Source organism: Phaeocystidibacter luteus, from assembly GCF_008933115.1.
Classification (GTDB): Bacteria; Bacteroidota; Bacteroidia; order Flavobacteriales; family Schleiferiaceae; genus Phaeocystidibacter; species Phaeocystidibacter luteus.
The window spans coordinates 169,303-179,006 of sequence record NZ_WBVO01000007.1 but is presented as its reverse complement, the minus strand read 5'-3'; the positions used below and the strand labels follow the sequence as shown (position 1 = coordinate 179,006).

8 protein-coding genes are annotated in these 9,704 nt (G+C 46.7%); all 8 read right to left on the bottom strand.

Features of this window, described 5'->3' with window-relative positions; genetic code table 11:
- Window positions 1-53: 53 nt before the first annotated feature.
- Window positions 54-281 (bottom strand): hypothetical protein, encoded by a 228-nt coding sequence (locus F8C67_RS09905; RefSeq protein ID WP_223277549.1) that lies wholly within the window; start codon window positions 279-281, stop codon window positions 54-56.
- A 187-nt stretch (window positions 282-468) separates the two neighbouring features.
- Entirely contained in the window at window positions 469-1,632 is a 1,164-nt protein-coding gene (locus F8C67_RS09900) for a sigma-54-dependent transcriptional regulator (RefSeq protein WP_151667677.1), read from the bottom strand.
- A 1-nt stretch (window position 1,633) separates the two neighbouring features.
- Window positions 1,634-2,551 (bottom strand): Ppx/GppA phosphatase family protein, encoded by a 918-nt coding sequence (locus F8C67_RS09895; protein ID WP_151667676.1) that lies wholly within the window; start codon window positions 2,549-2,551, stop codon window positions 1,634-1,636.
- Entirely contained in the window at window positions 2,548-3,471 is a 924-nt protein-coding gene (locus tag F8C67_RS09890; protein ID WP_151667675.1) for a mechanosensitive ion channel family protein, read from the bottom strand. Before F8C67_RS09890 ends, F8C67_RS09895 begins: the two co-directional genes overlap by 4 nt.
- On the bottom strand, window positions 3,471-4,781 hold the full coding sequence (locus F8C67_RS09885; RefSeq protein ID WP_151667674.1) for an ABC transporter permease: 1,311 nt from the start codon (window positions 4,779-4,781) through the stop codon (window positions 3,471-3,473). The genes F8C67_RS09890 and F8C67_RS09885 overlap by 1 nt, the downstream gene beginning before the upstream one ends.
- On the bottom strand, window positions 4,778-5,704 hold the full coding sequence (locus F8C67_RS09880) for an ABC transporter ATP-binding protein (RefSeq protein ID WP_151667673.1): 927 nt from the start codon (window positions 5,702-5,704) through the stop codon (window positions 4,778-4,780). The genes F8C67_RS09885 and F8C67_RS09880 overlap by 4 nt, the downstream gene beginning before the upstream one ends.
- A 53-nt stretch (window positions 5,705-5,757) precedes the next feature.
- Entirely contained in the window at window positions 5,758-6,339 is a 582-nt protein-coding gene (locus tag F8C67_RS09875) for a DinB family protein (RefSeq protein WP_151667672.1), read from the bottom strand.
- Window positions 6,336-9,704 carry a transcription-repair coupling factor gene (gene mfd / locus F8C67_RS09870; protein ID WP_151667671.1) on the bottom strand — a complete coding sequence of 1,123 codons (3,369 nt, stop codon included), beginning with the start codon at window positions 9,702-9,704 and terminating at the stop codon, window positions 6,336-6,338. Before mfd ends, F8C67_RS09875 begins: the two co-directional genes overlap by 4 nt.

The window sequence follows — 9,704 nt, the reverse complement described above, 5'->3', positions numbered from 1 at the left end:
GTCAAAAAAAATCCCCGCTGTTGAGCGGGGATTCATATATAATATGATTGATATCAAGAATTTTGCTGATAGCGGTCTACCTCCCGCTGGTAGAATTCTTCCGCTTCTTCAATGAGGGTACTAACCTCTGAGGTGACATCATCTTTATCTTCTCCTGAAATATCGTCGAACCATTCCACCTCATCGTTCTCAAGATTGAGCACGAAACGAGGGAACTCGGTGTGTACGATGAAAATCGCATCCGGAAAATCTGTGTTGTCCCCTAAGAGGAATTTCGGCACCATGGTTCGTTTTCTTTGAATTGCGGACAAAGGTAGATAAATCCGGGAATTGGGAAAGGGGTTTGAATGCGATTGAACGTTATCAATATGTTGCCATGAAAAAAGCCGACCCTCTCGGATCGGCTTCCATTCGTTTTGTTCGAGTTCAATTAGAACTTCATTCTCAATGAGAATATGCTGTTGTGGTCTATTTCCGAGCGTATCGCTGTACATCTGCCTCAGAGATCTCGGTGCCTCCCAGGATGTACAAGCGCTCCATCACGTTTCTAAACTCGCGAATGTTTCCTGACCAATCGAAGTCCTGCAATGCCGCAACCGCCTTCTCATTAATGGTCTTCGGAGCAATTCCTTGCTCTTCTGAAATCTTAGAGCCGAAGTGGTCAGCCAACTCTGGAATATCTTCCTTGCGGTCGTTTAAGCCCGGCACACGAATGACAATCACTCCCAATCGGTGGTAGAGGTCTTCACGGAACTTGCCATCTGCAATTTCCTTTTGAAGGTCTTTATTTGTGGCTGCAACAACGCGCACATCAACCTTGATTTCTTTGTCGCCGCCAACAGGAGTAATCTTATTCTCTTGGAGCGCACGTAGCACTTTCGCCTGGGCTGAAAGACTCATGTCGCCAATTTCATCCAAGAAAAGCGTACCGCCATTTGCGAGTTCGAATTTTCCCTTTCGGTCTTTCACTGCTGAGGTGAAGGCTCCTTTTTTATGCCCGAAAAGTTCACTTTCTATGAGCTCAGATGGTATAGCCGCGCAGTTCACTTCAATGAGCGGTGCCTTTGAGCGTTCGCTTTTTTCATGAATGTGATGAGCAACGAGTTCTTTACCGGAACCATTCGGACCCATAACGAGCACTCGTGCTTCGGTAGGGGCTACCTTGTCGATCATTTCGCGCACTTCCGCCAACGCAGAAGAACTGCCAATCATCTCGTATTTCTTGCTCACCTTTTTCTTGAGCACTTTCACCTCCGTCGCCAATTGGTGACGGTCGAGTGCGTTGCGAACTGTGTTGAGAAGTCGATTTAAATCAGGCGGCTTCGAAATGAAGTCGTAGGCTCCTTTCTTTATGCAGTCTACGGCGGTCTCGATATCACCGTGACCCGAAATCATTACCACCGCAGTGTCGGGGTATTTCGCAATGATTTGGTCCAGTACTTCGATGCCATCCATGCCGGGCATCTTAATATCGCAGAGTACGAGGTCGAAGTTGGTTTCGGCCATTTTGTCGAGACCAGCCTTGCCGTTCTCGGCATCTTCAACTACAAAGCTTTTGTTTTCTTCGGAAAGGATATTTCGCAGTACTCGGCGAATCGCCTGTTCGTCTTCTATGATGAGTATGTTCGCCATCTTATTTTTTTGTTCGTTCGGCATACACCCCTTCCTTGAGGGCGTAGGTTGATAGTCGGATTTTCTCCGTATTCAGCAAATCCAATACCAAAGCGATTTGGATACCTGCAAGGTGAATCATTTCAGCGCGCATCTCCAACATACCGGGTACTTGCAACCGCTCTTCCGTGGTCATCCCAACTAAATCGTTGATGAGAATTCTCAACTCTCCTTCATCAAAGCTTCCACTAATTTGTCCAGCCTGAAGCGGGGCGCGATGATGTCTCAATGCGAGTATGTCGTACAAAGTGTCGAATGAGCCTGAAGAGCCAATGAGCATCTTTGCCGGGTGCTCTGTATAGGCCTCAAGTAAGTCTCCCAAAACCGATTCGCAGTGCTGGCGTACAGCCATGGCTTCATTTGGTTTAATCGGGTCAGAAGGTGAGAACATGTCCAACAATCGCGTAACACCTAATTCGTAGCTGTTGGCCCAGAAGACCTCGTGCTTGTTTCCCAAAATGAACTCCGTGCTCCCGCCGCCAATATCCATGATCAGAACGGGGTCATCACCAATTTCAACTGCCTGCTGAACGCCTTTAAAGATGAGTTCTGCCTCGCGCATCCCGCCAATTACTTCAACCTTGATTTGAGTAGCCTCAAAAACCGCCTCAACAAAATCGTTTCCATTGCTCGCACTTCGTACGGCTGACGTTGCAAAGGCGAGAATGACGTCGGCATTGTGGTCTGAAGCAGTTGACCTGTGAGAGATCATCGCTTCCAGTCCACGGTCAAATGCATCATCGGCAATCTTGCCCGAAGTAATGCCCTTGCTGCCGAGCTTCACCGGAATCTTGTTGTTGTAAAGGGTCTGACCTGTTTCCGTATCTCGAATTAGAAGGTTGAAGGTGTTGGTGCCAAGATCAATGATGGCGATTTTCATTCGTCTGTCTCTTTTGTTGATTTCGGCGCTTCATCTCTTCCCGCTTCTTGCCAATTTCTTATCCAAAGGTCGCGCTGCGGGAATGGAATCGTAATTCCATTTTCCCTAAACTTTTGATCGATCGTAAACCGGATATCGCTCTTCACCGTTTCAATTCGGAATAAATTGCTGCTGTAGAAATGCACCATGAAATCCAATGAACTGTTCCCGAAATCTCTAAAGTGGACGATGGGGTCAGGATTCTTTGCAACCATAGTGTGCTCTTTCACAGCCTCCAATAACAGCTCTTTTACCTTTTTGGTGTCTGAGCCGTAGGCTACTCCAACCGAGACAGAAAAGCGGGTGACTCGTTTGCTCTGACTCCAGTTAATGACTTGTTGATTCGTCAATCTCTGGTTCGGAATGATTAGATAGATATCATCTCTTGTCTGAACAAATGTCGTCCGAAGCCCTACCTCGAGTACACGGCCAATAACACCGTCAACTTCTACGATATCCCCAACGGTAACGGTTCGCTCCATGAGGATGACGAAGCCGGCTACAAAGTCTTTGAATGTGTCTTGTAATCCAAGTCCAAGTCCTACGAATAGAGCGGTAGAACCAACGAGGAGTGCTGTGATCTTGACGCCCACATAATCCAACATGTAAACGATGGATATGGTCCAGAAGAGGTACGTGACAATCTGCTTGATGGCGTACGCCTTACCCTTGTCTAATTTGTTGTGTGTTACACGAGTGTTCAAGGCCTTTTTAATCGACCAAATAATGATTCGTGTAAGGATGATGATGACGAGAATCATCAAGACATCCAAAAGCGAAATGGAGAAGTTTCTCTCGCCAATGGAGAAGTCAAGCGACCATCCTAGAATATCGGAGATGGACGACGTCCAGTCGCTCTTGTTGTTTACTTCCTCTTCCATTATGAAGGATTATATCGAATCCATTTCCAAAGTTCTTTGTAGCTGGTTTTCTTGCCATACATCAAGATGCCAACTCTATAGATTCTTCCTGCAAACCAGGTGGTCGCAAGGAAGCCTATGATCATCATTCCCATACTTAAGGCGAGTTCCCAAGCTGGAACATCGAATGGAATCCTTACCATCATAACAATTGGCGAAGTGAATGGAATTACGGAGAACCAAAAGGCCAAGTCGGAATGTGGGTTTTCAATTACGTTGGAGCTTACAATTAGCCCCAGCACCAAAGGAATAGCCAACGGCGCCATAAACTGCTGTGTGTCCGTTTCTGAATCTACTGCAGCTCCCACCGCAGCGAATAGCGCCCCATAGAGGAGGTAACCGCCAACAAAGAAGAATAAGAAACCAAATAGGATGGTGTAAAGCGGGAGGCTTTCAATCTGACCAATGATGTCGAAACCTTTTGTCGAAACCTCAGCTCCAGCGGCAATCTGCTCAGGGTCCAGTTGAGTATCCAAGAATGCCGAGCTCGCTACTTGGAAGATGACGATTGACAAGATCACCCAAATGGCGAATTGCAAAACACCCACGCTACCAATTCCGAAGATCTTTCCGATCATCATTTGGAATGGGCGAACAGATGAGATTAGGACTTCAACGATTCGGTTTGTTTTCTCTTCAATAACCCCTCGCATGATTTGGGCGGAGTACAGGAAAATGAAGATGTAGATGAAGAAGCCAGCAGCATATCCAACGACGATTTTAATCTCTGTAGCCGATTCACGCTCAGCGCTTTCAGATAAATTGAAAGTCTTTAAATCCACTTTCGTTCTAGCATTTGCCACAACCGCAGGGTCTACGTTTTCGGCCAAGAGCTTATGCTCAAGGATGGCCTTTTCTAATACGTCCGTAGCGTAGTTTTCAAGGCCCAAGGAAACGTCTTCTTTCCCATAAAGCGCGGCATTCCTCTTCCAAAAGTCAGGATCCCCAGATTCACTGAGCGGTACATGAAATAGCACGTCGTACTCTTCTTTTTCCTTCAGTAGGGCTAGAGCAGATTCCTTATTGTATTCCAAAGGACGCAAATAGCGAAGCTCGTGTTTGTCATCAGATTGAATTCCAGATTCAGAGAGCAACCCGCTTTCATCCAGAATCAGTATGCCCTTTGGTCCGTCTGGGATTGACGCAACAAGTGCCGGAGCAACCATAAGTCCGCCAAATAGAATCGGACCAAGCAGCGTCATCACAAGGAAAGAACGCTTGCGAACCCTACTGAGGAATTCGCGTCGGATAATTAGCCAAGTCTTATTCATGATGCTGAGCCTTTTTGAACCATGCGGATGAAAATGTCATTTACGCTTGGAATTACTTCTTCAAAGTGATCTACTACCGCGATTGGGAGAACTGATTGCAAGAGAGCATTCGGTGCCGTTCCCTCTGGAAGTTTCACCGTTGCCTCGCGATGGTCGTGCCATGCGTGATCATCAATCAACTCAAAGTTCTGAGAAATCGTTGAGGTCACCTTTTCGGCATCTCCCGTGTAAGCTATCTTAAACGTATTGGTCCTAAAGTCGTCGCGCACTTTTTTCAATGGGCCTTCCAATACCTTTTTCGACTTGTTTATGAGCGTGATGTGGTCACAAATCTCTTCCACACTCTCCATTCGGTGTGTGGAGAAAATGATAGTCGCACCTTCTTTGTTGAGCCGACGAATCTCCGACTTGATCAATTCGGTGTTAATGGGGTCGAATCCCGTGAATGGTTCGTCGAAAATTAGCAAGTCGGGCTTGTGCAAAACGGTGACAATGAACTGAACCTTTTGGGCCATGCCCTTGCTCAATTCTTCAATCTTCTTGTTCCACCACGATTCAATTTCGAACCGTTCGAACCATTCTTTCAATCGAGTTTTGGCGTCGTTCTGACTTAAGCCCTTAAGCCGACAAAGATAGAGGGCCTGTTCGCCTACAGTCATCTTTTTGTAGAGTCCTCTCTCTTCAGGTAAATAGCCAATTCGAGCGATGTCTGCCGGTTTCAGCGGATGACCGTCGAACAAGATTTTACCAGAATCTGGCGCTGTAATTTGATTGATGATTCGAATGAAGCTTGTCTTACCGGCTCCGTTGGGACCGAGCAAACCGTATATGCTCCCGCGTGGGATCTGTATGCTTAAATCAGAAAGAGCACGATGACCTTCGTAGCTCTTGTTGATCTCGATGGCTTCTAATAGGGAATCCATAGTCATTATTGGTTATGGTCCCTAAGGTAGCCATAGAATCGGCATTCAACAAGTTATCCGTGCATGGCTCGCTTCACTTTCATTGCCTGTTCAACATGTCGCTGCGAGTGAGCAATCACAAAGGCAATAGCATCACCAAGTCTTAATTTGAGCATACCGCCGAGTAAGGTCTTGATTTTCACCTTCTTCCAAGGGGCTTTTGGTGCGTCTTCTAGAGCAGCGAGTAAGGCGGACATGTCCTCATTGAATTTTTCGAAAACCACGTGTTCTACAAGTCGAGCCTTAGGGTTTACCTCGTTAAGGGGACGAAGTTTTTGGAAGGTTTTCATCTTCCACCGAATGTTACCTCCTTTTGGACGCATGGCTTCGGTCATGAATTTACCCCAGGTGCCCATCTTATAAGATTCGGTTGAGGCATCTGGATAGGTGTTTTTGGCAATAGCACGATTTACCGCCTTTACGTAATAGGCGTTGGTGAGATTGAGGTGCTCGATACATTGCAGGATGCTCCAAGATTTTTCGCTTGGCTTCATGTTGAGCTCTTCAGCTTCCATAAAGTAAAAGGCGTTCTCTACTTCCTTTTGAAGCTGAAGAATCTGCTCCTTTAGACGACGTGCAAATTCCTGCTGATTCATTGGTTTTCGCTTGAAGTTTTTTCCATCACCATCTCTTGTGGAATCAACGGTTGAAGCAATTCCATAGCGTCCGAGATGGTTTCTACTTTGTTGATTACCAGGCTCAATCTATCCTTGCGTTGCTTCATTTGAGCACGCTTGTGCTGTTGTGCAGTAAAGGCCAGCATGCTGTGGAAAATCGGTGATTCGAAGTATTCGCTTTCTGGTTTCGATAGGAAGTATCCGATGAACTTGCCCATCTTCAATACGATCTTTTCAAAGCCAAGTTTTTGCCCCATCCAACGCAAGTGCATAGATGTGATGAGGTCGTCCACTTCACGTGGAAGTTCGCCAAAACGGTCTTCTAGTCCCTCGCGGAAATCTTGGAGTTCCTGCTCGGTCTCAAAGCTGTCGAGATCTTGATACAAGCGGAGTCGCTCCTCAATATTGTTGACGTAATTGTCGGGAATGAGAAGTTCGAGATCGGTATCAAGCTGACATTCTTTGACGTATTTGCCCTCTTTCAACTCCTCGTTATAGAGGTCTTTGAACTCAGTTTCTTTCAGTTCTTCTACGGCTTCGGCGAGAATTTTTTGATACGCTTCGATACCCATGTCGGTAATGAAGCCAGACTGTTCAGCTCCTAGCATGTCGCCTGCACCGCGAATCTCCAAGTCACGAAGGGCAATCTTGAAACCGCTTCCCAAATCGGAGAATTGCTCAATGGCTCTAAGTCGTTTCCGGGACTCATCTGGAAGACTTCCCAACGGCGGAGCGATGAGTTTACAGAATGCTTTCTTGTTGCTTCGTCCAACACGCCCACGCATCTGGTGAAGGTCACTCAATCCAAAGTTCTGCGCGTGATTAATAATGATGGTATTCGCATTCGGAACGTCAAGTCCACTTTCGATGATAGTTGTACTAACGAGGACATCAAACTCGCCTTCCATAAAGCGCAGCATGAGATCTTCGAGTTTCTTGCCCTCCATTTGACCATGTCCGATGCCAAAGCGCACATCGGGACAGAGCCTTTGTAATGTTCCAGCTACCTCACGAATATTCTGAATTCGATTGTGAATGAAGAATACTTGTCCACCTCGACTCACCTCATACATAATGGAATCGCGGATGACGTCTTCGTTGAAGCCGACAATTTCGGTCTCAATAGGCTGGCGATTTGGAGGAGGAGTGTTAATTACGCTCAAGTCGCGCGCCGCCATCAATGAGAATTGAAGTGTTCTCGGGATTGGGGTGGCGGTAAGGGTGAGCGTATCGACATTCACGCGCAAGGTCTTCAGCTTATCTTTTACGGAAACACCAAATTTCTGTTCCTCATCAATAATGAGAAGGCCTAGGTCCTTAAACTTCACATCTTTCCCTACCAATCTATGGGTGCCGATTATGATGTCCACCTTTCCTTCTTCAAGATCTTTCAAAGTCTGGCGTGTTTTGCCCGTGCTTTTGAATCGATTCAGGTAATCCACCCGAACGGGAAAATCTTTAAGTCGCTCTGAGAAAGTCTTGTGGTGCTGGAAAGCGAGAATGGTTGTTGGGACGAGAACCGCAACTTGTTTTCCATCAGCTGCCGCTTTGAATGCCGCGCGAATGGCCACCTCGGTTTTGCCGAATCCAACGTCGCCGCAAACTAGACGATCCATTGGAATGGTTTTCTCCATGTCGGCCTTCACATCTTGGGTCGCCTTGAACTGATCAGGCGTGTCCTCGTATAAGAATGAAGCTTCTAACTCGTGCTGTAAGTAGCTGTCGGGCGAGAATGAGAAACCTTCGGCGCTCCTTCGCTTTGCGTAGAGCTGAATGAGGTCGTAGGCAATTTCCTTGACCTTTCGTTTTGTCTTATTCTTCAGGTTGCTCCATGCGGGTGAACCGAGCTTATGCACAACTGGCGCGACGCCATCTTTCGAATTGTACTTCGAAATTTTGTGAAGTGAGTGAATGGAAATGTAGAGCACATCACTGTCTCGATAAATGAGCTTGATGGCTTCTTGAGTCTTTCCATTGACATCAATTTTCTGCAGTCCGCCAAACTTCCCGATTCCATGATCGATGTGTGTTACAAAGTCGCCGTACTGAAGGCTGTTCAGTTCTTTGAGCGTGATGCTTTGCTTTTTCTCAAAGCCGGTTTTTAACCTAAAGCGTTGATATCGTTCAAAGATTTGGTGATCGGTGTAGAATGCCAATTTCCGATCTGGATCATCCCATCCCTCATGCAGGGCACCGAGAATGGGGGTGAATTTCACATCGGCTTCGAGGTCTTCGAAAATAGAGTGGAAGCGCTCAATTTGCTGCTGACTTCCACATAGAATATGGTTCGTCATCTCCTTAGAACTGTTGGCATTCAACGTGTCCTTTAAGAGATCAAAATTCTTGTTGAAACTAGGTTGAGGCTGGGCGTTGAACTGTATCCGTTCGCGAACGGGGTGAGTTTTTGCTCCGAACTCCACGACTGTATAAGCTTCCAAGTTGCGCTTGAAATCCTCGCCTCGGAGGAACATTTCGTACGGTTTGTAATGCTTGATATCGGTAGAAAGTGTCGCAAATATTTCCTCTGCCTTGGCGTAGAGTTTGTCGAGTATTTGCCCTGTAGTGCTGATATCCTTAACCCAAACGGAGGTCTTTTCTGGAATGTACTCCAGGAAGCTCTCACGCGATTCAAGTACCTTTTTGTTTTCAACGTTTGGCACTATTTCCATCCGCTTTATTTGCTCGATGGAAAGTTGCGTTTCTACATCGAATGTTCGGATGGATTCCACTTCATCACCAAAGAACTCAATTCGAACCGGGTGATCGTGTGCAAAGCTGAATACGTCGGCTATACCGCCTCGGATACTAAATTGTCCGGGGTCGGTGACGAAATCAACTCTTTCGAAATGATATGCGAATAGGGTTTCATTTAAAAAATCAACACCTAGTTTTTCTCCAACCTTTACCTGAAGTGTATTGGCGCGCAGTTCCTTTTTGGTGATGACTTGCTCGAAGAGGGCTTCGGCATAGGACACCATCAACGGAGCTTTTCTGCGATTCGAGATGCGGTTCAGCACTTCTGCTCGTAGGAGAACGTTGGAGTTGTTCGTGCCATCGACTTCGTAAGGTCGGCGATACGAACCTGGATAGAATAGCACGTCGCGGTCCTTGACGAGCTTCTCGAGGTCGTTTAGGATATAGGCGGCTTCTTCTTTGTCTGTTAGAACGAGAAGCAGAGGCTTATCATCGGAGACATAAGAGGTTGCGGCAATGACAGAAAGGAGGGATCCGGGTACGCCGTCTAGTCCGAGAGCGTTACCACTGGGGGTGTCTCGGAGCAGTGAAATCCACTGTTGTACAGTTTCATTTTCGGCGTAAAGCGAGAGTATATCTTTCGCGTTCAA

Coding starts and splice junctions, on each gene's coding strand:
- F8C67_RS09885 (WP_151667674.1), bottom strand. CDS start 4,781: ATGAATAAGACTTGGCTAATTATCCGACGCGAATTCCTCAGTAGGGTT.
- F8C67_RS09890 (WP_151667675.1), bottom strand. CDS start 3,471: ATGGAAGAGGAAGTAAACAACAAGAGCGACTGGACGTCGTCCATCTCC.
- F8C67_RS09875 (WP_151667672.1), bottom strand. CDS start 6,339: ATGAATCAGCAGGAATTTGCACGTCGTCTAAAGGAGCAGATTCTTCAG.
- F8C67_RS09900 (WP_151667677.1), bottom strand. CDS start 1,632: ATGGCGAACATACTCATCATAGAAGACGAACAGGCGATTCGCCGAGTA.
- F8C67_RS09880 (WP_151667673.1), bottom strand. CDS start 5,704: ATGGATTCCCTATTAGAAGCCATCGAGATCAACAAGAGCTACGAAGGT.
- F8C67_RS09895 (WP_151667676.1), bottom strand. CDS start 2,551: ATGAAAATCGCCATCATTGATCTTGGCACCAACACCTTCAACCTTCTA.